18 protein-coding genes are annotated in these 22,378 nt (G+C 37.8%); 4 read left to right on the forward strand and 14 right to left on the reverse strand.

All coding sequences use genetic code 11. From position 1 onward, the window contains the following. Nucleotides 1–111: 111 nt before the first annotated feature. From AB1498_00625 to AB1498_00670, 10 genes are all read right to left on the reverse strand, one after another. Entirely contained in the window at nucleotides 112–3,126 is a 3,015-nt protein-coding gene (locus AB1498_00625) for a HEAT repeat domain-containing protein (protein ID MEW6086805.1), read from the reverse strand. A 17-nt stretch (nucleotides 3,127–3,143) separates the two neighbouring features. Then, entirely contained in the window at nucleotides 3,144–3,731 is a 588-nt protein-coding gene (locus tag AB1498_00630) for a nucleotidyl transferase AbiEii/AbiGii toxin family protein (GenBank protein MEW6086806.1), read from the reverse strand. Continuing rightward, entirely contained in the window at nucleotides 3,724–3,948 is a 225-nt protein-coding gene (locus AB1498_00635; GenBank protein MEW6086807.1) for a hypothetical protein, read from the reverse strand. The genes AB1498_00630 and AB1498_00635 overlap by 8 nt, the downstream gene beginning before the upstream one ends. Before the next feature lie 107 nt (nucleotides 3,949–4,055). Continuing rightward, the gene (locus AB1498_00640) at nucleotides 4,056–5,171 is read right to left on the reverse strand and encodes an N-acetyltransferase (protein ID MEW6086808.1); all 1,116 of its coding nucleotides are present in this window, start codon (nucleotides 5,169–5,171) and stop codon (nucleotides 4,056–4,058) included. A gap of 46 nt (nucleotides 5,172–5,217) precedes the next feature. Next, nucleotides 5,218–6,408, reverse strand: coding sequence for a pyridoxal phosphate-dependent aminotransferase family protein (locus AB1498_00645; protein MEW6086809.1), 1,191 nt, complete (start codon nucleotides 6,406–6,408; stop codon nucleotides 5,218–5,220). Nucleotides 6,409–6,447: 39 nt separating this feature from the next. Then, nucleotides 6,448–7,194, reverse strand: coding sequence for an energy-coupling factor transporter transmembrane component T (locus tag AB1498_00650; protein MEW6086810.1), 747 nt, complete (start codon nucleotides 7,192–7,194; stop codon nucleotides 6,448–6,450). Next, nucleotides 7,175–8,860 (reverse strand): energy-coupling factor transporter ATPase, encoded by a 1,686-nt coding sequence (locus tag AB1498_00655; GenBank protein ID MEW6086811.1) that lies wholly within the window; start codon nucleotides 8,858–8,860, stop codon nucleotides 7,175–7,177. Before AB1498_00655 ends, AB1498_00650 begins: the two co-directional genes overlap by 20 nt. Nucleotides 8,861–8,869: 9 nt before the next feature. Further along, a complete protein-coding gene (locus tag AB1498_00660; protein MEW6086812.1) occupies nucleotides 8,870–9,655 on the reverse strand; it encodes a QueT transporter family protein in 786 nt (261 codons plus the stop codon). A 15-nt stretch (nucleotides 9,656–9,670) separates the two neighbouring features. Then, on the reverse strand, nucleotides 9,671–10,219 hold the full coding sequence (locus AB1498_00665) for a hypothetical protein (protein MEW6086813.1): 549 nt from the start codon (nucleotides 10,217–10,219) through the stop codon (nucleotides 9,671–9,673). After that, nucleotides 10,216–15,054 carry a hypothetical protein gene (locus tag AB1498_00670; protein ID MEW6086814.1) on the reverse strand — a complete coding sequence of 1,613 codons (4,839 nt, stop codon included), beginning with the start codon at nucleotides 15,052–15,054 and terminating at the stop codon, nucleotides 10,216–10,218. Before AB1498_00670 ends, AB1498_00665 begins: the two co-directional genes overlap by 4 nt. Before the next feature lie 273 nt (nucleotides 15,055–15,327). Between AB1498_00670 and AB1498_00675 the strand changes: the two genes are divergently transcribed. The 4 genes from AB1498_00675 to AB1498_00690 all read left to right on the forward strand — a co-directional run bounded on the left by AB1498_00675 (nucleotide 15,328) and on the right by AB1498_00690 (nucleotide 19,859). Next, nucleotides 15,328–16,293, forward strand: a complete 966-nt coding sequence (locus tag AB1498_00675) for a ParA family protein (protein MEW6086815.1) — start codon at nucleotides 15,328–15,330, stop codon at nucleotides 16,291–16,293. A gap of 51 nt (nucleotides 16,294–16,344) precedes the next feature. Further along, nucleotides 16,345–17,265, forward strand: a complete 921-nt coding sequence (locus tag AB1498_00680; protein MEW6086816.1) for a hypothetical protein — start codon at nucleotides 16,345–16,347, stop codon at nucleotides 17,263–17,265. Nucleotides 17,266–17,376: 111 nt separating this feature from the next. Then, complete coding sequence (locus tag AB1498_00685) at nucleotides 17,377–18,063, forward strand: hypothetical protein (GenBank protein ID MEW6086817.1); 687 nt, start codon at nucleotides 17,377–17,379, stop codon at nucleotides 18,061–18,063. Further along, nucleotides 18,063–19,859, forward strand: coding sequence for a U32 family peptidase (locus tag AB1498_00690; GenBank protein MEW6086818.1), 1,797 nt, complete (start codon nucleotides 18,063–18,065; stop codon nucleotides 19,857–19,859). Before AB1498_00685 ends, AB1498_00690 begins: the two co-directional genes overlap by 1 nt. A 151-nt stretch (nucleotides 19,860–20,010) precedes the next feature. On the opposite strand, the gene AB1498_00695 is transcribed toward AB1498_00690, so the two are convergent. From AB1498_00695 to pstB, 4 genes are all read right to left on the reverse strand, one after another. After that, the gene (locus AB1498_00695; protein ID MEW6086819.1) at nucleotides 20,011–20,262 is read right to left on the reverse strand and encodes a hypothetical protein; all 252 of its coding nucleotides are present in this window, start codon (nucleotides 20,260–20,262) and stop codon (nucleotides 20,011–20,013) included. Then, entirely contained in the window at nucleotides 20,259–20,459 is a 201-nt protein-coding gene (locus tag AB1498_00700) for a hypothetical protein (protein MEW6086820.1), read from the reverse strand. Before AB1498_00700 ends, AB1498_00695 begins: the two co-directional genes overlap by 4 nt. A gap of 268 nt (nucleotides 20,460–20,727) precedes the next feature. Continuing rightward, on the reverse strand, nucleotides 20,728–21,390 hold the full coding sequence (phoU, locus tag AB1498_00705) for a phosphate signaling complex protein PhoU (GenBank protein MEW6086821.1): 663 nt from the start codon (nucleotides 21,388–21,390) through the stop codon (nucleotides 20,728–20,730). A gap of 80 nt (nucleotides 21,391–21,470) precedes the next feature. Then, entirely contained in the window at nucleotides 21,471–22,226 is a 756-nt protein-coding gene (gene pstB, locus AB1498_00710; GenBank protein ID MEW6086822.1) for a phosphate ABC transporter ATP-binding protein PstB, read from the reverse strand. Between the last annotated feature and the right edge of the window lie 152 nt (nucleotides 22,227–22,378).

The following is a 22,378-nucleotide window of genomic DNA, read 5'->3' on the forward strand; positions in this document are numbered from 1 at the left end:
CTGTCTCTTAAATAATAAATATGTGTTTTATAACCATCAACATCCTTAAGGAAATGGCAGAATTTCAGGAGATGAGATGCTATCATATTTTCAAACCTAATATTTTCGTCTTTAATCTCTGACCAATCCAGCATTTTTATTCTGAATATTATCCAGAGCCTTTTTTACTTCCTGTTTAACATCGATCTCCTCATCGCCTTTTAAGACATTTTCAAGAGGTTCTACTGCGGCAGTATCGCCCATTTTACCCAAAGCACACGCGGCTCCGACGCGAGCGTAACTGTAGCCATCTTTCAGAGTAATAAATAAGGGCTTCAATGCTGGTTTGCCTATCCTGCTTAAAACATCCGTTAACTTAAACCAGACATCGCTTCGATAGCTGTATTTCAACGCCCAGATACAGGAATCAATCGACGGTTCGCCTATTTTGACTAAGGTATTCACAGCCGCGTTTTGAATATTACTATTTGAGTCTTTATACAATAGAAGAATCAGCCTCTTCGCCACCGGCGCGCCGAGGTTAGCACATTTATCCCATTCCTGTTTTGCAATAAGATATATTACCTTTTCTTCTTCGTTTGAGGCTGACCATTTCAATTTATCCAGAGTTTCAGCCGCGGCTTTTCTGATTAAAGCATCCTTGTCCAAAAGTAAATCAATCAAAGGTTTTTCCGCCGGTTTGCCAAAATTTACGCATTTGTCCCATTCATGTTTTGCGATATGGTAAAAATTTTTCTCTTCTTCTTTTTCCAGTTTATAATTTAGTTTTTCCAGAGATTCCGCCACGCCTTTGCGTATTTTCCAGTCTTCGTCTCGAAGCGCTGAAACCAGTGGCTTTACCGCGGGGCCGCCTATCTTCACGCAGCTATCCCATTTTTCTTTTCCGATATAGCAAAATGCTTTTTCTTCTGGTTCAATCCAGATAACCTCTTCCAGTATAGTCGATGCTACTTTATGGGATTTTGTATTTTGCAATTCGGAAATTAATATTTTCCCACATCTGAATGAAGACAAGGCTTGAATAGCTGTATTCCGCACATCAGGGATATCATCTTCTAATAAATTAATAATGAGTTTGACTGAACGACAATCCCCTATACGGCCTAAGCTATACGCTGTTATCCTTTTCACATGGGCTTCTTTATCCCCCAACGTAAGAATCAATGGTTCAACTGCCGTACTGTCTTTAATTATTCCTAAAGAAGCCGCCGCGTTTGAGCGAATAAGCCAATCTTCATTTTTTAAGGCATTTATTAATGGCTCCACTGCTAATTTACCCATCCCACCAAGAGTTTCAACCGCATCTACACGAATCTCCCTGTTTTTATCTTTAAGTTTTGGAATTATTATCTTTATATATTCCTTATCCCCTCCAGCCTTTATTTTTTTCAGTGCCCTTACAGCCTCTTTCTGCCCAGTAAATTTAGTAAGCGGTTTTATTGCTCTTTTATCTCCTATTCTTCCTAATGTTATTATTGCATTTTCTTGAATTTTATTAGCTTCTTTGTTCTGAAGTGCAGTAATAAGAGGTTTTACTGCGGGTTTACCGATATTTACCAATGTATTTATAACAACTTCTCTCTCAATATATCCCCAGTTGAATTCTCGCCAAAGATAAATAAGCCGCTCTACTGCAGGAGTGCCAATTTCTACACATTTGTCCCATTCTTGTTTGGCAATATAATAAGAAACCTTTTCTGAATCATTTGCTGGTATCCAACCTAATCTACTTAAAGCCTCTGCCGATGCTTTTCTAACCCTTTCATCATTATATTCAAGTTTTTCAACAAGCGGCTTCACTGATCTTTTATCCGGTATTCCACCCAGAACATCCGCCGATTTAGAAAGTGCTATTGGGGAGTTACTTGTCTTAAATAATTTCAGTACCGGAACTATTGCTGGTTCACCAATTTTAGTCAATGAGTCTATCTCGTCACGAGGTATACTATTTGAAAGCAAAGAAACAAGTGGCTTAGATACTGGTGATTTAATATTACCTAATGCTTCAACTGAAATTTTTCGAATCTCTCGGTCAGGATCTTCGGTCTTTTCAATTATTGGTTCAATAGCTCTTTCGTCGCCTATTTTCCCCAAGGATGTCACAGCGCCTTTACGAACGCTAATATCATTATCTTTCAATGCCTCAATAAGCGGAACCAAAGCACGTTCGCCTATTTTGACGCACATGTCCCAATCCTTTTTTGCTATGTAATACGATATTTCTTCATCTTCAGTAGATGGCTTCCATTTCGCTCTTCCAAGGGTTTTCGCCGCTAATTCTCTTATACTGCTATTCTTGTCTTTAAGTAAGGGGATAACTCCCTTGCTTGGCGGGTCGTCTATTTTAAGTAAAACATCCGAGTTAGAGCTAAGTATCAGCTCTTCGGGCACAGTTTCTTTTATCTTGTTCAAGGACGTGACCACTTCATTCCTGACATCCTCTTCTTTGTGTTTCAATAAAGGAATAAGCGGTTTAACTGCCTTGGTATCTTTTATCTCACCCAAGGCGTAAACTGCTTCACAAAGGACATCCGTGTCATTACTGCCGAGCTGGGAAATAAGGGGTTCAACCGCCTGGCTATCTTTTAACTTACCAAGCGAATAGATTACGCTGATTTTCAAATCAGTATCTTCGGATTTTAACAGTGTAATTAACGTTTTAACTGGTTTTTTATCCCCTATCTCGCCAAGGGCATCGATTGATTTTATGCGTATTTCCTTATTATTATTTTTATTCTTTGCTTCTTTCATTAAAAAAGATACTGCTTTTTCATCTTTAATTTTTCCAAGAGAAATTAGTATTTCTCTTCGAGATCTTAAATCATCTTTTTCTCTTTTATAGAATTTGATTAGATTTTGCGTTACACTTTTGTCTCCTATTTCACCCAAAGCTTCTATAACTTTACACCGGACAAAAGCATGTTTATCATTGAGAGTTTCTAAAAGCAATGGGATAACTTTAATGTTTTTTGTTTTCCCGAGTTCCTCTATAAACTTGCTTCTTACATGCCAATCTTCATTTTTTAATTGTTCAAATCCTTCATAAGTAGTAGTTTGAGGTTCGCGTAATTTTACACAATTTAAAGAAAGACAAAAAATTGCTATTATTAATATTATTTTTTTCATATAATTTTCCTCATTTTTCACTGCCGTAGGCCTCTTTTTAGAATTTTTTCCAAATCATCTGATATTTCTGGCATTTCCAAAACAGATGAGAATTCCCTGACCCATTTGCGGATCCGTTTTAAATCGAGTTTCGGATTGGCGCCCAGTATTGATTCAATATCTATAAGATCCTTCGGGCGGTGAGCGATTGCCTTCATAATTATCAGGTTTTCCGGAGATGGAAGGGGAAGAGAAAAATTCCCTATTTTCATTAATACAGCATTTTCAATGGCTTCGTGTTCAAACGGCAAAAATCCAATTGAAATATCTATATCAATACTGGTTCCTCTGTGTTTCATTAATATTACATTTGTCTTTTTTGTGAATTCGATGACATTTTTGATGCGGGGAATAAATCCATATTTCTCGCCTTTTTCAATGAATTTATTTAGTAAATTGGGATTGATAATTATAACACTATCAATATCTTGTGTTGTACGGGGTCGTCCAAGGATAGAAGATGCTATACCGCCAATTATTATACCTTTAATGTTTTCTGATTTTAACCATTTAATAAAATCTCTCAAGACCGGGAAAGGTAAATCTGTTCTTATTTTTTTAGGCATGATATAACTTTTTAAGTTTTATCCATCGTTTTCTTACTGCAAGCTCTTCTGATTTTAGGGTCTCAATCCATCCAAAATCTTTTGCCCATTTCATAAGTATTTTTAACTGATGCAATTTTTTAAGAGGAGAAAGTTTTTGCGGCTCTTTTCTCTGAATTTCATTAACTATTCTCCACCGATTTTTGAACTCTAAAGCTTTTTCTTTTGAAATTTTCATTATTCTATCCTTCTGAAATTATCTTATTATAACAATTTAATAAGTTTATATAAAGAAATATTTTTGAATTTGCTTATGTTCTGCTACGCTATGGCCAGTAATAAATTTCACAGTTTTTTATCGTAAACTCGGTAGGTCTTGTAAGGGTCGGAGCCCATGCGGACGAGGATTTTGTTCATCATTTCATTGCTTTCTAATATCCATGAATATTCTACCTTTTTATAACCGTTTTTCACGGCATTTTTGAAACCAGTGTTATAAAGCAAAACGTCTATGCCCCAGTGACGGTATTCCTTCACCACGCCCATTGTTAAAACCCTCAAGGCATTTATTTTTCTTTTTTCAAGAAGCAGTTTAATCAAACCGAAAGGAAGAAGCCTCCCCTTTATTTTTTTCAGGGCAATGTTCAAATCGGGAAGCGCGAGAAAAAATGCCACTGGTTTACCGTCGATTTCCGCGAATAAAATCATATTTTTATCCATTATCATCTTAAAATCATTCGCGGTCTTAGTAAATTCCTTATCGGTCATCGGCACAAAACCCCAGTTTTCTTCCCATGCGGAAGAGTATACTTTTTTGATTATTTCTACATCCTGCCAAAATTTTCTGGTATTAATCGGCCTTACAATTACATTTCTTCTTTTCATTAACCTTTCAGAAACTTTTTTAATATATTCAGGGATATCGCTAAACTCAAAGAAATATGCGAATAAATCCATCTCTTTTTTAAAACCGGAAGCTTCCAGGAAGTCAGCGTAATAGGGAGGATTGTAAGACATCATTAAAACAGGCGGGGAATCATATCCTTTCACCAGGAGCCCGCATTCCTCATTTGTTGAAAAATTCATCGGCCCGCGGGCGATATCCATCCCTTTTGATTTAAGCCATAAAGAGGCTTTTGACAATAATTTTTCCGCGACCGCGTAATCTTTTTCGCATTCAAAAAAACCGAAAAAACCAACCTTGTCTTTGTAAAAATTATTATGATTAAAGTTAATATGCGCTGAAATACGGCCAACCGGTTCTCTGCCTTTAAAAGCCAGGAAAAGTTTTATTTCCGCGTGCTCATAAAAAGGATTTTTTTTAGGATTAAAGAATTCCTCGCGTTCAATCAAAAGCGGAGGCACCCAATTAGGGTCATTCTTGTAAAGTTCGTAAGGAAAGCGGATAAATATATGTAAATCTTTCTTTGATTCAACTTCTTTGATCGTAATTTCAGACATAAATTTTATACCGAAAAACTAAAAAACTGAAGAATGATTTCAGTTTTTAGATTATTTTCAGCTCTCTCGCCACCTTTTTAATTTTTGACAGCGCAAAATCAATTTGAACATTAGTATGGGTGGCCATCAAACTAAGCCTTATAATACAAGCGCCCTCAGAAACCGCCGGCGGGACCGCGGGATTCACAAAAATACCTTCATCCTGAAGCATCTTGCACATTTTAAAACATGTAATACTGTCGCCGACATATACGGGAATGACAGGGGTTTCGCTCCTTCCGACATTCAATCCCAAATCTTTTGTTCCATTCAGCATTCTTTTGGTATTTTGCCATAATTTTTCAATCCTCTCAGGTTCGCGCTTCATTACATGTAACGCCGCGCTCACCGACGCCACATTAGCGGGCGGCATACTTGCGCTAAAAATCAATTCCCGCGAATGGTGCTTTAAATAATGGATTGTGTCTTTATCAGAGGCAATAAAACCTCCCAGTGAAGCCAAAGATTTGCTAAATGTGCCCATAATTAAGTAAACTTTTTCCGTCAAATTAAAATGAGAGGCAGTGCCTGCGCCATTTTTGCCTAAAACGCCAATTGAATGGGCATCGTCAAGCATTATCGAGGCGTTATATTTCTCCGCCGCGTCAACAATCCCGGGAAGGGCAACTATATCGCCTTCCATACTGAATATACCGTCGGTAACAACCAATTTGCTTTTATCAGCGGGAATACTTTTTAAAACACGGCCAAGGTCATCTATGTCATTATGCTCATATTTCAAAGTCTTCCCGAAGCTCAGGCGGCATCCGTCAACAATACTCGCGTGGTTATATTTATCCGCAATAATATACTCATTACGGCCGATTAATCCTGAAAGAGTACCAAGGTTTACCTGGAACCCGGTTGAAAATAAAAGAGACGCCTCTTTCCCGACAAAATCGGCTAATTCTTCTTCCAGCTGGACGTGGATGTCAAGCGTGCCGTTTAAAAACCTCGAGCCGGCACAACCTGTCCCATATTTTTCAACCGCGTCTAATGACGCCTTTTTAACCTCAGGGTGAGTGTTAAGGCCAAGATAACTGTTGGACCCGAACATGAGAATTTTCTTGCCGCCTATTATGACTTCTGTATCTAACCCGGATTCAATCTCGCGGAAATAGGGATAAAGCCCCATAGCCTGCACCTTCTTTGCAAGTTCAAATTTTCTTACTTTTTCGAGAATATGGTTATTTTTCATAAAAATCCTTTACAATAAACTCAGAGTTTACAACAAAATCTATTGAAAGTCAAATATTATAAAAAAACAAAGAAAAACCAGGATTAATAAAAAGATATAATCAAAACCCTTGAAACCGGTTTTTAAATAATATGTCCGGTTTCCCCTCCTGCCGAATCCCCTTGATTCCAATGCGACAGCTAATTGGTCGGTATTTCTAATAGCCAGGAGGAATATAGGGACAAGAAGCGGCACATGTTTTTTTGCCCTATGCCATATACTGCCGCTGTCCAAATCCAATCCCCGCGATTTCTGGGCTTCAATAACAGACGCACCTGTCCCGATAAAAGTAGGGACGAGCCTCAACGCTGTGGATAAAACAAAACTAGCCGAATACGGGACCTTGAGTTTAACCAATCCCATGGAGATTTCTTCAATACTTGCCGCTGAAAGAAAAAATATTCCAGACGCGGTCATTCCAACCAGTTTAATACCCCTCAGAAAACCGAAAATCGCGCCTTCTTTTGTTGCTCCCAAAATTTTTTCTGTATTCGCAGGATAAAAAAAAGCCCAGCTTACCATGGAGAAAATAAAAATACCGCTTAAAATAAATTTTAGTTTTATAATATTATAAAACATTTTTGACATTAACCCGAAAATAACAATAAAAGAAAATACAATCAATACCTTATAAAAATTATCCGCTTTTAAAATAAGGATAAAACTTGCGACAAGAATTATTATTTTTGTTCTCGGGTCAAGTTTATGTATAACTGTGTCTTTTTCTTCATATAGATAAACATTCATAGCAGTTTGTAAATTCCTCTATATTCAATAACGTTGAGCCTAATTGGCCGCTTAATTTAACAAGCGGTGGAAGTTTAATCGAAGAATCCTTCAGTTTTTTTTCTTTGTTTAAAACCTCCCTTGTAATACCGTCTTCTATTATCCTGCCATTGTTCATGATAATCAGACGGCTGGCGTATTCTGCCGCGACCCAGACCGCGTGAGTCACTATTATAATTGTGTATCCTTCCCGGTTAAGCTTTTCAATAAGTGACATAAGGCCCCTTATTTCCAGGTAATCTAACCCCGTCGTGGGTTCGTCTAAAATAATGACCCCCGGCCTGCTTGCCAATACCGACGCAACTGCGAGCCTCTGCCTTTGTCCTTTGGTTAAACTGAATGGGTCCAGACCGCGAAACTTTGCGAGATTTACGGCATCCAATGCCTCTTCCACTCTTTCATTAATTTCTCTTTTGCTTAAACCCAAAAGTTGGGGCCCGAAACTAACCTCATCCTCAACAGTATGGCAAAAAATCTGGTTATCAGGGTTCTGGAAAACATAACCCACCTTCTGACCCAAAGCAGCAAGCCTTTCTTCCCGGGTATCCCTGCCAAAAATTTTTACCTTTCCCTTCGACGGCTTGTTTAACCCGTTAAAATGTTTGATAAGGCTGGTTTTTCCGCTTCCATTCGCACCGAGTATCCCGATAAAATCACCCTGATAAATATCAAGATTTACATCCCGTAAAATTTCTTTGCCCGGGGTATATGAAAAATACAAGTCTTCAACCTCTAAAACTTTTTGGGCCGTATTTTTAATCTTTCTGTCTTTTTCACAAACCTTTAAATATTTTTTAACGTTTATTTTCCCCATGGTGCTATATATATTATAAATTTCATCTGTATTTAAAAAATCTTTCACGGGAAAATTAAATTTATTATTCAATTCAATCAATTGGGGCTGTTTAATACCGTTTTTATTCATCAATCCAGTGTTTTTTAAAATATCCAGAGACGGGCCGATTGCAGTTATTTCCCCTTTATTTAAAACAATTATTTTGTCCACCTGTAAAACCTCTTCACTCTCGTGTTCCACCATACAGAAGGTCATTTTTTTATTCCCGAAAAATTTTTTGGCAAGGGCAAATATTTCTTCTTTTCCCTGTGGATCCAAATCAGTAGTCGGTTCATCAAGACAAAGAATTTTAGGGCCAAGGGCCAGTACTGACCCTATACATAACCTCTGTTTCTCACCGCCCGATAAAGCAAGGGGATTTCTCTTTTCAAACCCTTTTAACCCGACAGTTTCCAAAGATCTTTTAACGCGTGAATTTATCTCCTCCCACGGCAAACCTAGATTTTCCGGGCCGAAAGCTATTTCCAGGTCAACGCGGGTGGAAAATATCTGTGTTTCAAAATCCTGAAATACAAGCCCCGCATGGAATGAAAGTTCTTTGACAGACAGATCCAGCGTGTTTTTCCCGTCAATAAAAACATCCCCTTTAAATCCGCCTTTAATCAAATGAGGGATTACCCCGTTAAAAGTTTTGAGAAGTGTGGATTTACCAGCGCCGTCCTGGCCCATAATTACCACAAATTCGCCCGGTAAAATCTCAAAAGAAATATTATTCAGTACTTTTTGCGGATTGGATGAATAAGAAAATGAGAGGTTTTTTATATTAACCACTTAACCCTCTTACAACAAAACACATCCAATTAGAAATACAATAATAAAAGGCGCAGTCCCTAAAACTACAGTTGTTCCCGCGGTCCCGGCACCAAATTGGAAAGGAATTGCATGGTATAAGTTGACTGATAAAAGAATGCCTAAAATCAGGCCTGCTAATCCGCCTGTCCAAATTAGAATCGCACCAATAATATTTTTGGGGCGATGCTCTATTTTCACACCCATAATATCCGTCCAGAGTAAATTCCATTTTTTTACTCTCGGAAAAAGAAATTTCAAAAGAAACGGCCCCAAAATTCCGGCGGCGAGAAAATTATTTACCGATATAATCGCGCCGAGCGTGGCAAAAGGCAAAAGGCCCATAAGTTCCAACCCCCATGCAATTATAAGCGCGCATATAACAGCGGAGATGAGACAAATCAATTCTAATTCAATTACCTGCCTTATTGAACCCATGGACGGTTCTTCTTTACTCGAAAAAATCCCCATTTTTCCCCATAATTTATAGGGAACAAACGCAAAGAAAAAGTTCCCGAAAAAACCAAATAAGCTGCCCGCGCTTAATGTTCCAAAAAAATCGCCTATTAAATTTCCGAATGCCGCTCCCCACGCGGCCGCCGGTCCGAAAAGAACGCCAAAAACCACAGGAATAACATTCGCCGGGCGAATTTCCGTGAATCCCGGGATAAGAGGTATTCCTTTGAAAGGGATTAATACCGCGGCAAAAATAGCCGCAGTAAGGGCTGAAAGAACAATCATCCTGGTGTGTTTCCACATTTCAAAAACTTCCCGCACAAAAATCCTCCTTGTTTATTTTTTATTATTATTTTCCAGATATTGTTCTAATAAAACACCCGGGAAAACTTTTTCGATGTCTGTATTAAACACGAATGCCGGAACAATCCAAATATTTTTAGAGGTATAATAACAATCTATACTGCAGAAGACAGGCCCCTTTTCAAATTGAAGGACTATATAAATCTTTTTATACCATTGTGCCAATTTTAGAATATTAATAAATTTATGGCTCAATAACTTGCCATAGTATTTTTCAACCCGTTTTAATCTTTCTAATTCTTCAGTTGAACTGCGGTCTCCCTCTAACGCGCTCCCTTTCAATATAGATTCCACAAAGGCCTCTGCACCCTGTTCCCTGTAAAGCTGGAGGCTGTCGGATATAATTGACGGGACCAGTGAATAATCCTCCTGGATAACCGGGGCTTCTTCTTTTTTTATCTCTTCTTTTTCACTCCTGACTTCCTGAGATACAGCGGATGTGTCTCCTTTTCCATCTTCGGCACAGGCTGAATCAGGTAACAATAAAATAAAAACCAAAGGGCATAAATATAAAAATTTCATAACACCTCCTTCCGCCTCAACTGCCTGTAATTATTCAGCAATTCCCAGCTGATTTCCATTCCGAATAATCTGACATTTTTATTAATAAACAATACACATTTTTTTGTAAATTCATTCAGCTCTTTTGTCCCGGAAATTTTTGCCTGGTAAGAAATAATTCCTTTCAACGCCGACAGCCTGATTTTTTCCTTTGTAATTTCATAGGCGTCCCGTATAAGGGCGAAATGATTCGGAGATAGTTCAAGTTCATTCCCGACCTTAATACAATCGTTAAAAATAAATTCCAGCCTTTTCAACAAATATTTGGATTCGGAAAGAATATTTTTATTGTCCTTGCGGAACAAATTAATACCGGTTATCTTTTTCAGACTGATGTTCACTATATCATCTTTGATTTCTTCTTTTATTTTAAGAAACTCGCTTTTAAACTGTTCCTGGTAATCATATGTATTATACGGACACTGCTTGATTTTGAATATCTCTTTTGTGAAATAATTCTCCAGCGCACGCAGGCTTTTAATACGTTTCATCTTCACAAGCATCCCGCTGATGTCCACTATCGGATAAAAAGAAATCTTGACCGCGCCGTTCACAAAACCATATTTAAACCTGATACCCTGCGAGACATTCCCCTTTAATATTTTTTTAATTAAAATATTATCAATAATCTCAGTATAAGAAATGTCCTTCATTGCCTTATTTATAAAATCATAATGGCAGTCCACCTGCTTGCTTAACCCAAAAAAACTGATATAGGTGGATTTCTTTTTCTGCACAACTTTTCTTCTATAATCAATTGCTTTTAAGCCAAAAAGGATTATTTTTAATTGTGTCTCAGGGTCCAATGTTTTAGTCGAACGTTCCAACAGCCAAAATTTCGATTTTTCTCTTTTATCCAGAAATGCATACAATAGATATTTCTGGGCCTTCTCCGGCATTTTTTCAAACTCATTATATATTCCAATAGCATTTTGCATTTGTTTTGTGAAAGGGTTTATTCCAACGCTGTGAAATGACTGTTTATACAGCAGAAATTTTATAAAAGATACCATTTGTTTGTTGAACTCGGGCAGGCCATTTTCATTAAAAGAAATTTCTTTCTGGAACTTTCTATAAAATTCCAAAACAATATCATAATAAATATTATATGCTCCTCTAAATGCAAATAAACGTTCTAAAACATAAGCCTCTCTCCCAAAACGTTCTATCTCACTCTCATCAGCACTCTTCATCCCGCCCTTGTCAGTTTCATCCGCGGTTGAAACGGGTTTATTAATTACCTCCAGAGCCCTCCTGCCCTTGTCAAAAATATAATCCATCAGGATTCCCATGGAAGTTTTTTCTTTTTTAATAATAGAAAGGCCTTTCCTGTAAAAAGAAAAAAATCTTTCCATTAAATCATAAGTCATCAATCCCTCATAAACAGAAGACGCTATTAAAATACACAATAATGTGTTAGCTGTAAAAAGGGTCTCTGCGCCGGTTTTCTCCGTTATTTCCGCCATATCCTTGTCTTTTGGCGAAAAAAGCTCTTCAATTGATTCGAGGGGATATTCACTTTTAATAATCTGCCCTAATTTCCCCATCTGGCCTATAAAAAAAAGGGCCAGTTTTTCAGTGTTTTTGTCCACCAGATTTTCGAGTATTTTCTCTCTTTTTAATGCTTCAACTCCCGCCTCAGGATATACAACAAAATCAATTTGCTTGTGGTATTTTTTAAATAATGACGGGACCTTGCCTATATTAAAAAATAAGATACTCACAATCATCGCCCTCTTGACCCCGGGATACATGGCCAGGCTGTCATACATATCTTCAAGCTGTGTAAGCTGCTTTTCAGAAACTTCGATACTGATGGGTGTTTTCTCGCCAAAATCCTCCTGGGCAATACGGTTAAACACGGTTTTATCCTGGAATTCACTTTTGGTTTTTGTATCCACTGCCTGGAATTTTTTTGCTATTCTTATTATATATTCGTTCACCGTTTCAATATGCTCTTTACGGACACTTTTGATATTTCTCATTTCCAAAAATTCATTTAAAACTATTTCCAAAACCTTCGGGCAGAATTTTGACATCAGAGAAATATTATCGCCAATCTCTTTCGGGCTAAAAATTTCATGTATAAACAATTTTCTGATATCCTCTATTACTGCCTCTATTAATTTAACCCTTTTCTCCAGACTGAAAATCTTTTGCAAACCGGATTTTTCACTGTATAACCGCTTTATTTCTCCCCTGTAAGCAAGCGGGTATTTCTGGATAACATTTGCACAATTTTCAAGTTTCAACAGGTAATTTACATTTCTAAAGCTCACTTCTTTATTCCTGAAAATTTCCATTAAGCTATCCAATTCTTCAATGGTCTTATGTATATTACTATACCTAAATTCAAGATAATCGGTTTTCTCGTTCAACCTGAGCTCCAGGCCCGTGTCAAAAATAATAACGTCTTCTCTCGCCAAAAGTTTCGATTTTACATCTTCTAAAAAAGTAAAATCAAGAGTTTCAATATTTATTGATTCCAGATTACTCTCAATCTCCCTGATTTTTTCTTTGTATTCCTTATTGCTCTCGTTAAGAAACATGGGATTGAAATCAATAAAGTTATTTTTTGCGACATGACAGGCAATCCACAGGAGTTTAAAACCGGCACGGGCGGAAAGAAACGGGAAAATGCGGCCTGTCCCGTGAAGTTCAAATTTTTCAAATAAATTCCTGTAAAAAAACGGCCTTTCAAAACTTATTTCGTTGTAATATTTATCCTTGAATTCCCTGGCAATTTTAATCAATTCCCGTGTTTCGCGGTACTCGCGTATCATCTCACGGTTATAGCCCGCGATTGCCTCAATCTCAAAATCATTTTTTTTCTCCAGTTCTTTCATTAAAATAGGATCTATCCTTAGAATTTCATAAATCCTTAAAAGCCTCCTGAGGGCCATCCAGAATGTCCCTCCCATATTCGTTATTTTTTCTTCCATTATCGATTCCCATGTTATTCCCGGATTATAAATAACATCACTCGCTTCCCTCCTGAGCTTGGAAAATCTTTCAAATTTTTTCGCTGGCATCAATCCGCCGGTGCCGGCGGCGAATTCCGCTATGCTTTTTAAATAATCCCTTTTAATCAATTCAAATCCCTGCTTGGGCGGAATAAAATAATTTTCCATCACAAAGCGGTATTCTTCCATAATCCTTTTTAAAAGAATCAGTTCTTTATCATTTGATATTTTTCTTTTATCGAGAATTTTTTTAAGATAATCCATAGATTCCTGGGACACAGATTTTTTGATATCCGGGTGGATCCTTTTTTCAACTATATCCAAAAGCAATGCGAGTTGTCTCGCCGAGAATTCCTTTCCTATTACCAGCACCTTGTCGGTGATCGGGTTCAGCGCGGTCCCCGGCAGTTTTCCTGAAACAACTCCGGACATCGCGCTGTGACCTGTTATAATCAGTATTATTTCTTCTATTTCTTCTTTCGTGAAATTAAAAAGCGCAAAAACATGCAGGTTATCCAAAAGAGGGTTCCTAAGATTATTCTGGTATTTTAAAGGGTTGATAACACGTTCTATTTGTTTTATCTGGCCCATTTTTTCGATGAGAGAAACCATTGAATGAAAAAATCTCTCTTTCTTGTCCCTCATATCGGTGCATATGATTTCCAGTTCATCGCGCTGTATTTTTGTAATGCCTTTTAAATACCCGTTATCTTTTCCTTCAATTAAATCCTTTAAAATCATTAAAACATCTGCCAGGTAAGTAAATGAATTTTTATAACTTGACACAAGGGAAAAAGGGACGCCGGGCAGATTCAGGCTGTATAATCTTTCCTCAATCGCCGATACATCCAGTTTACTTCCTGCCCGTTCCCCAAAATATAACTGAAAATTTGAATAATCCTCTTTGATTCTTTCATTTATTTTTTGAATTTTGACGGAAACAGATGACATTTCAATCCTCTTAAAAAACGGCTGTGCCAGCTGCCACCACCCTATTTTTTCTATACATTCATAAAAATTTTGCATTTTCTTTGCGTTAAAACTCTTCCCGTCAATACTTAAGGCAATTATCCTGCCTTCCGGTTTAAGAAAATGATATAAAATATAAAATATATTTTTTAAAAGGTACTCTTCGTTTTCTTTTTCGCCAGCGCTTTCCGCCGTTAATTCCTTTTCTTTCGAAGACGGAACCATATCTTTAAAGAGGCCGAAAACCGCGCGGTCAGCAAAATAAAACATATCCATTCTGTTCTCTAATGAAAGGTTTTCATGTAAACTAACAGTAATAAATTTTATATGCGGGAAAAGATGGTTTAAAGACTGAATAAGCAGGCTGTCCTGTTGTTCTAAAGTCCCAATTTGGATTAATTTTTCCGGTTTTGGGAAATATTTTTTTATGGCCTCAACTAAAATTTCTTTTTCATAGCGGACATCACGGACCAAATCAGCCGCTAAATATCCCGGGATAATATAATAAATTTTATTGTCCTGTGATACAACTTTTAAAAGGGTCTTTCTTAAAACCTCGTTTTTTTCTCTCGCGGAGATTTTTGGATTGTCAATATTTATGAAAATATTGTATTCAGATTCATTGATTTCACTTAAAACGCCGAACTCCGTTCCCCCCCCCCATGGGTCCCTGCCGAATTTATTCTGGAGTAAAAAATCAAGGTCAGGAAATATTTCTTTTAAAATACAATATGGATTGGATTTCGAAACAACCGCCCCGTAAGGCACATAAGATTCGTCTATTTTAAACTTTCTAAAATCTTTCCGGGTAATTATTTCTATATTTTCTTTCTTACTATCCGTTGCGCAGACCGTTTTTGCCATAATATTTACCTTCTAATGCCTACTTATAATACTACTTTTACCATTTTTGGCAAGAAAAAAATGATAGTGTTCTGTTAAGTTAATTTTTAGCAGAGTTATGAGATCTATTAATAATTGTACTAAACAGTTCCGATCAAAAATTTTTAAAAATTTGTATTGAATTATTTCGATTTGGTTTTATAATATCACTGATTGAATTTTTATTCTTGTTTTACGTAAAGTTTCTTTTCCTAAAACCGATACAATCTATTCAGAGAAAAACAGAAAGTAAAAATGAGAATAATCGCTATTGCCAACCAAAAAGGCGGGTGCGGGAAAACTACCACCGCGATAAATTTGTCCGCGAACCTTTCTGAAGAAAACAGGAAGGTCCTTCTTATTGATATGGATCCACAGGGCCACGCCTCCATTGGATTGAATATCCGCACCGAGGAACTTAAAAAGACCATGTTTGACTTGCTTGTCAGCGACCGCCGCAACCCTGTCTCGCTGGATGAAATAGCAATACCTATAAATGAAAACCTTGATATCGCCCCATCAAACATCACCTTAAGCGCCGTTGAACAGGTTTTAAGCGGCATCCCGGGCAGGGACAATAAACTTCTTATTAAAATCAACTCAATGAAAAAGTCTTATGACTATATTATCATAGACTGCCCTCCGAATATCGGGATCCTCACATTTAACGCACTTCGCGCATGCAGGGAAGTAGTTGTCCCGATTGAGGCAAGCTTTTTCTCGCTTCACGGGCTTGGAAAGCTTTTTGAGACTATCGAACTCTTCAAAGAGACATTGAACCATGAAATCTTTATCCGGGCGCTGCCCACGATTTATGATAAAAGAACAAGGTTCTCAAAAGAAGTTTTGGAGGAAATACAAAAATATTTCAAAGAAAACACGCTGAAAACAATAATCCATATAAACGTAAAATTAAAGGAGGCCGCGAGTTACGGTATCCCCGTGAATAAATACGACAGGCACTCCAAAGGATATTTTGATTACAGCCGCCTTGCAGAAGAAATTATTGCCATGGAAGAGTTCAGGTTCCTTAATTATTATAAAGAAATGCCGGTTTCCGATGAACAAAGGGAATCCAGGCCGGCTATATCCGACTTTTTAACAGAGGATTTTAAAAAAGAAAGAATCCCGGCTGAGGGAAAGACTGATAACAGAATGCGCCTGGTAGAAACAGTAAATACAGATACTGCTGTTTACAATTCGGTCTCGATAAAAAAATAAGCACCTTTCCTAAAATGACAGGCTATGTGTTCTTTCTTGCTGAAATTGAATATGTTAAAAGAAAATCCGGTACAAAGGTTTAATGATATTAAAGGAAACAGAAAATTAGGGAGAGGACTGGCTGAAGTATCCAATGTCTTCCAGTCAAAAAAATTCCCCGCCTTCTCACCAAAAGAAAATGTTATTTTAAATAATATTTTCATTACAGGCATAACAAATAACCTCACCCGTCCTTTTTTCACAAGTTATCTCACAATAGAATTGGCAAAACTCAGGCATAAAATCCTGCTTTTAGACGCGGAATGCCTGGATTACACGCCGACATCCCTCCTGACTAATCTCGAGACAAAACCCCTTACCGCTTCATTCTATCACAGTTTATTCCCAAACAAACAAAATGGTTTTTTAACCCAGCAGGTGTTTTTTGACCCTGACTATTCGTTTAATCTCATTTCGTTAAAATTCAAAGATAAAAGTTTTTCCAACTGGAAAAAATTTAATGAATACTTCCACCCTCAAAAAAATAATCCGGAATTTTTAAAAACCACGGAATTGATTATTATTTCTTCATGTCATGACTGGCTGCTGAAAGAATTAAACGAGAACAATTTTTTTACCCCGCTGGAAAACATAATAGTTTTGACCGCTATTACACGGGATGAAATTATTTCCACCTATACCCTGATAAAAAATATTTTCAATAAATTTTCCGACCAGAAAATCGGTCTTGTGATTTACGGGACTGAAAAAGAAGAAACCGCGCATCTTGCCTATCAAAAGATACAGGAAACAGTTAATAAACATTTAAATAAATCTATTTATTATTTTGGTTCCATACCTCACACGGATGAAATCTATGAAACCTTAATGGCACATAAACCCGCTATCCTCAATAAAGAATCCTCAAATTTATATTACCCCATTTCAGCCTGTGCCCAGAGGATTATGAAAACCATCAGGGTGAGTGATTGAATATAAAAGCACTTCTGAAAATAATTTAATATCACATTGCAATATTAACAAACTTATTATAAAATAGCTTTCAGGCAAAATTGTTAATTCAAATTTTAACGGGAGACAATAATGAAAAACATAAGCAAAAACTTTTCGCTCTTTTTATTCGGCATTCTTTTTCTTACCGGATGTTTTAACCATACCATTCCGACTGTAAAAAGGCTGGAAAAAGGAGAAAAAATGTGGGGTGCGTCTGTAGGTTTTCCGTTTCTCTCAAGCCAACCTGCCGAAATAGAAGAAAATCCGGCAAACCCGGTTAAAGAATTCAGCTGGTCATTCTGGTATGGTTATGGAGTCAGCGAAGATTTGGATTATTATCTATATCTTGGCGAATTAGGGGGAGCAGGTATTTTATTTAATAATGAAGTCCGGGAATCCAGTGTTTCATCCGTGGTTCTAAATTACGGAATTGGTACAGTTAACGGCATTTATGGATTCAGGCCGAGAATCGGTATAAATTACAGCGACGGGAAAGACCTGGTAAAAAAACAAGCCGGTTTTTTGACAGGAATCGCTTATGACATAAGCGGAGAAAATCCCGAACTTATAGGTGATTATGAAATATACGGCGGTTTTGACCAAAAGAAAGAAAAACATTTCTATTTTGGGCGCTTAGGAGTGCAAAAAGTCAATAAATTCTCCTATAAATTTTCTGAAGCTTCCAAATGGGGCCCGCAATTCCTGTCATACAGGGAGTGGGCAAAAACACCATATCATCTGAACATAGAAGCCGGTATCGGGTCGATTAAAAAATAATGAAAATCGAACTTCTCGCACCCGCGAAAAACGCGGAAACAGGCATCGCCGCCGTTAATTGCGGTGCGGACGCGGTATATATCAGCGCGGAACAATTCGGCGCGCGTGAAGACGCGGGAAACAGCCTGCCTGATATAGAAAAGCTTATAATTCACGCCCATAAATTTTATTCCCGCGTATACATCGCTTTAAACACGATCTTGCGTGACGATAAACTGCCCGATGCGCAGAAATTAATCAATGACCTGTATTTATTAAACGCTGACGCCTTGATAATTCAGGATTTCGGGCTTCTCGAACTGGAGCTTCCCCCTTTTCCGCTCATCGCAAGCACTCAGATGAATAACGACTCTCTTGAAAAAATATTATTTCTTGAGAAAGTTGGTTTTAAGAGAGTCATTCTTCCGAGAGAAATGTCTCTTGAAGAAATAAAAATAATCCGCGATAAAACAAAAATAGAACTTGAATGTTTCATCCACGGGTCGCTTTGCGTAAGTTACAGCGGCCAGTGCTATTTAAGCTGCGCGAACGGAGGAAGAAGCGCAAACAGGGGACAATGCGCTCAACCCTGCCGCCAGAAATATTCTCTCTGTGATAAAGACGGGAAAACTATTATTAAGGACAGGCACCTCCTTTCCCTTAAGGACTTAAACCGATCCGAACACCTGAGAGATTTGATCGATGCCGGAGTCACATCTTTTAAAATTGAAGGCCGGTTAAAAGACCTGCCTTATGTGGTAAATATAGTAAGTTTCTACCGCAAAAAACTTGACGAAATAATAGGGAGTAAAAATATTTCACAAAGTTCATCAGGAAAAACCTCATTTGATTTTATCCCGGATCCCGATAAAACATTCAACCGCGGATACACGGATTACGGCATGGACGGAAACAAAAAAGACATGGCTTCGATCTATACCCCGAAATCTATCGGAGAAAAAATCGGAACCGTCGAAAAAGTTCATAATTATTTATTTACGATATCGGAAGAACATGGTCTCGCGAACGGCGATGGAATATGTTTTTTTGACGCGGACCAAAACCTCAAAGGCACTAACATAAATAAAGCTGAACAGGGAAAGATCTATCCTGATAAAATGCACGGTATTAAAGAAGGCCTTGTCATTTACAGGAATTACGACCGGATATTCATAAAAACGCTGGAACGGGCGCCTTACAAACGGAAAATTTCCATTTCTTTTACTCTGGAAGAAACTTCGGGTGGATTTAAACTGAAAGCTTTGGATGAAGACGGAAATACAGGTATATTTTCCATCCCGGCAGAAAAAATAAAGGCCGAGAAAAAAGAATTGGCCGACTCTGCCATAAAAAATCAGCTTCTGAAATTAAATGACACAATATTTTCCTGCGAAAACATAACGATAAACTTAAAAGAAACTTACTTCATCCCCCTTTCATTGCTGAATCAATTAAGGAGGGAAACAATTACAAATTTATTGGAAACAAGAGAGAAAAACCGGCCGAAGCAAACAGTCAAAATTCTGGTTAATGATATTCCCTACCCCGTGGAAAATATTAATTACCTCGGAAATGTCCTGAATAAAAAGGCGGAAGCGTTTTATGAGCGCCACGGCGCAAAAGTTACAGAAATGGCCGCGGAATCCGGTCTTGATATGAGCGGACGAATGGTTATGGCCGCAAAATACTGTATTAAAAAAGAATTTGATTTATGCGGCAAAAATAAAGACGACTTATTCCTGATCGGAGAAGACGGGAAAAAATATCTTCTTAAATTCGATTGCGAAAAATGCCGTATGGAAATATTTTACCCTTAAGGTTATATGCATTTGAGATTTTCAGACCGGCTCAATGCGGAGCTGAGTCGTTTCGTTCAATGAATTATTAAGCAATTAATTTATTTTTATATAATTTTTTAATTTCTTTGTCGATGAAATATTCGTCCCTCTTCTTCAGTGCAGCGCATGGTTAGGCCAGTTTATTATATTCTTCGTGAGTACCAATCCAATACCAGAGAAGTCCTTTTTCTATTTCAACGGCCATAGCTCGGTATCTATTTCCAATACGTACCGACCAATGTTTACCGACTTTTTTTAAATGCAGGGATGGATATTCAGAATTATTTTTAAGAATTTCAAAATTTTTATCGGCGAGCCGCTGAATCGATGAGGGTAATTTATTGTAGCAGTTCCAAAAGTCCGGGCTTGCGAAATGCTTCATAATTCTTTACACTTTCCGGCACGATAACTTTCGGTCGCTTTTTCTGCTATTTTATCTAATTTCCCTGACTTGGCATCATATTCAAACTCTTCATCCCATTTCTCCGCTTCGAATTTGTCAAGCCATTCCCGCAAGGTCATAAATTCGTCTTTATGTAATTTTGAAATTGCTTTTTCTATTTCTTTAACAGTAGTCATTTTAAACCTCCAAACCTATCTTTTATTCCCGGTGAAAATTTTATCAAAAAAATCGTCATTTGACAAATAAAAATCAAGATATGAAATAAAGCAGGAAGCGACTCCCTATGCACATTCTGCACCACCATCCCCTAAGTATCTTCCTAAGTATCTTCTAAGCGTCCAGTTATTTGAGCCATCGGGAAGTTTTTTTCCCGAAGGCTCATCCTGAATGAGCTTTAGCGAATGAAGGATCTGAGTGGTCGAAACATCCCGACCCCTCATCTATTTATTGGTTCTCCATATGATGCCTGATGTCCTTGCCCAAAACCATGAAAATCACGTCTTCCGCGATGTTGGTGGCGTGGTCGGCAATCCTTTCAAGGTTGCGGGAAATAAGAATAAAATCAAGCGAAGATAAAACCATTGATGTGTCGTTACGCATTAATTCCTTCAAGTCGTTAAATATTTTGGATTTCAAGTTATCCACTTTATCGTCCGTAAGCACAACCGCTCTCGCGATTTCCACGTCACGGTTTATAAACGCCTTAAGGCTGTCATGGAGCATCTTTTGCGAGATATTCGCCATATTATCCATATCAGGCATGGATTTTAAGTCGGAAATTTCATGCAGTTTTATGCTGTTCTCTGCTATATTAACAGCCTGGTCTCCGATCCTCTCAAGGTCGCTGTTTATTTTCACCGCGGCCATGATAAACCTCAGGTCAATGGCGATCGGCTGCCTTAACGCTATTACGCGAAGGCACATTTCATCTATTTCAATGTGAAGTTTATTGACCTCTTTTTCTTTCTGATATACGGCATCTATAAAATTTTCCTTTTTCTTTTTAAGCGAGGCCACGGCAAGATCAATCATTGAACCCGCTATATCACCCATGTATAGTATTTTCTCTTTCAGTTCTTTAAGTTCCTCTTCAAAATAACGTTCCATTTTTTATCTCCCTATATTAATTGTAGGGGCTTGATTTATCAAGCCCTCTTTTGGGTTCGATAAATCGAACCCCTACATTTTTAACCAAACCTTCCTGTTATATAATCCTCCGTCCTTTTGTCCTTAGGGGCCGTGAAAATCCTGTTTGTGTCATCAAACTCAACCAGTTCTCCCAAAAGCAAAAATCCGGAATAATCCGAAACCCTCGCGGCCTGCTGCATATTGTGGGTGACAATCACAATAGTATAATCCTTTTTAAGGTTATTCATCAACTCTTCAATCTTCATAGTGGCAATGGGGTCCAATGTCGAACACGGCTCATCCATTAAAATGACCTCGGGCTCGATAATTATAAGCCTCGCGATACACAATTTTTGCCTTTGATCCAGTGATAAATCCAGGGCAGGGCTGTGCAATTTATCTTTTACGTCATCCCAAAGCCACGCGTCTCTTAAACATTTTTCAATTTTATCATCCCGGACGGATTTCTGCCCGATATTATGCACCCTTAATCCGTACGTCAGATTTTCATAAATGCTTAACGGAAACGGATTGGGATGCTGGAAAACCATGCCAATTTTTTTGCGCAATTCCGTCAAGCCGATATTGTCCTGGTAAATGTCTTTTTTGTCCAAAAGAATTTTCCCTGAAATTTTTACGCCGTCAATTATATCATTCATCCTGTTTAACGTCCGTAAAAGAGTGGATTTCCCGCAGCCTGAAGGCCCTATCAGGGCGGTAATCCGGTTCTCCGCGATTTCCATGTCAATATTTTTCAGGGCGTGGAATTCTCCATACCATAGAGACAAATCTTTTGTCTGCATCCGAATGTCCATAATTATTCCTTTAAACCAAAAACAAAATTTAAACAGGTAAATCCTTCAGCATTTAGGATTCAGCAAATTGTCAAGCCGCCTGAAAGACAAGGCCGCAGTCGATTTTTACGATACAGGCATACTTCCTGTATGCCGAGGAGAAAAATCGACGA

The sequence above is a fragment of the bacterium genome (assembly GCA_040754625.1).
Lineage (GTDB): Bacteria > JACRDZ01 > JAQUKH01 > JAQUKH01 > JAQUKH01 > JAQUKH01.

Bases quoted from the DNA above. Each gene is read 5' to 3' on its own strand.
- phoU (MEW6086821.1), bottom strand. From the start codon at position 21,390: ATGGAACGTTATTTTGAAGAGGAACTTAAAGAACTGAAAGAGAAAATA.
- AB1498_00665 (MEW6086813.1), bottom strand. From the start codon at position 10,219: ATGAAATTTTTATATTTATGCCCTTTGGTTTTTATTTTATTGTTACCT.
- AB1498_00640 (MEW6086808.1), bottom strand. From the start codon at position 5,171: ATGTCTGAAATTACGATCAAAGAAGTTGAATCAAAGAAAGATTTACAT.
- AB1498_00690 (MEW6086818.1), top strand. From the start codon at position 18,063: ATGAAAATCGAACTTCTCGCACCCGCGAAAAACGCGGAAACAGGCATC.
- AB1498_00675 (MEW6086815.1), top strand. From the start codon at position 15,328: ATGAGAATAATCGCTATTGCCAACCAAAAAGGCGGGTGCGGGAAAACT.
- AB1498_00670 (MEW6086814.1), bottom strand. From the start codon at position 15,054: ATGGCAAAAACGGTCTGCGCAACGGATAGTAAGAAAGAAAATATAGAA.
- AB1498_00680 (MEW6086816.1), top strand. From the start codon at position 16,345: ATGTTAAAAGAAAATCCGGTACAAAGGTTTAATGATATTAAAGGAAAC.
- AB1498_00650 (MEW6086810.1), bottom strand. From the start codon at position 7,194: ATGAATGTTTATCTATATGAAGAAAAAGACACAGTTATACATAAACTT.
- AB1498_00695 (MEW6086819.1), bottom strand. From the start codon at position 20,262: ATGAAGCATTTCGCAAGCCCGGACTTTTGGAACTGCTACAATAAATTA.
- AB1498_00700 (MEW6086820.1), bottom strand. From the start codon at position 20,459: ATGACTACTGTTAAAGAAATAGAAAAAGCAATTTCAAAATTACATAAA.
- AB1498_00630 (MEW6086806.1), bottom strand. From the start codon at position 3,731: ATGCCTAAAAAAATAAGAACAGATTTACCTTTCCCGGTCTTGAGAGAT.
- AB1498_00625 (MEW6086805.1), bottom strand. From the start codon at position 3,126: ATGAAAAAAATAATATTAATAATAGCAATTTTTTGTCTTTCTTTAAAT.
- pstB (MEW6086822.1), bottom strand. From the start codon at position 22,226: ATGGACATTCGGATGCAGACAAAAGATTTGTCTCTATGGTATGGAGAA.
- AB1498_00635 (MEW6086807.1), bottom strand. From the start codon at position 3,948: ATGAAAATTTCAAAAGAAAAAGCTTTAGAGTTCAAAAATCGGTGGAGA.
- AB1498_00645 (MEW6086809.1), bottom strand. From the start codon at position 6,408: ATGAAAAATAACCATATTCTCGAAAAAGTAAGAAAATTTGAACTTGCA.
- AB1498_00685 (MEW6086817.1), top strand. From the start codon at position 17,377: ATGAAAAACATAAGCAAAAACTTTTCGCTCTTTTTATTCGGCATTCTT.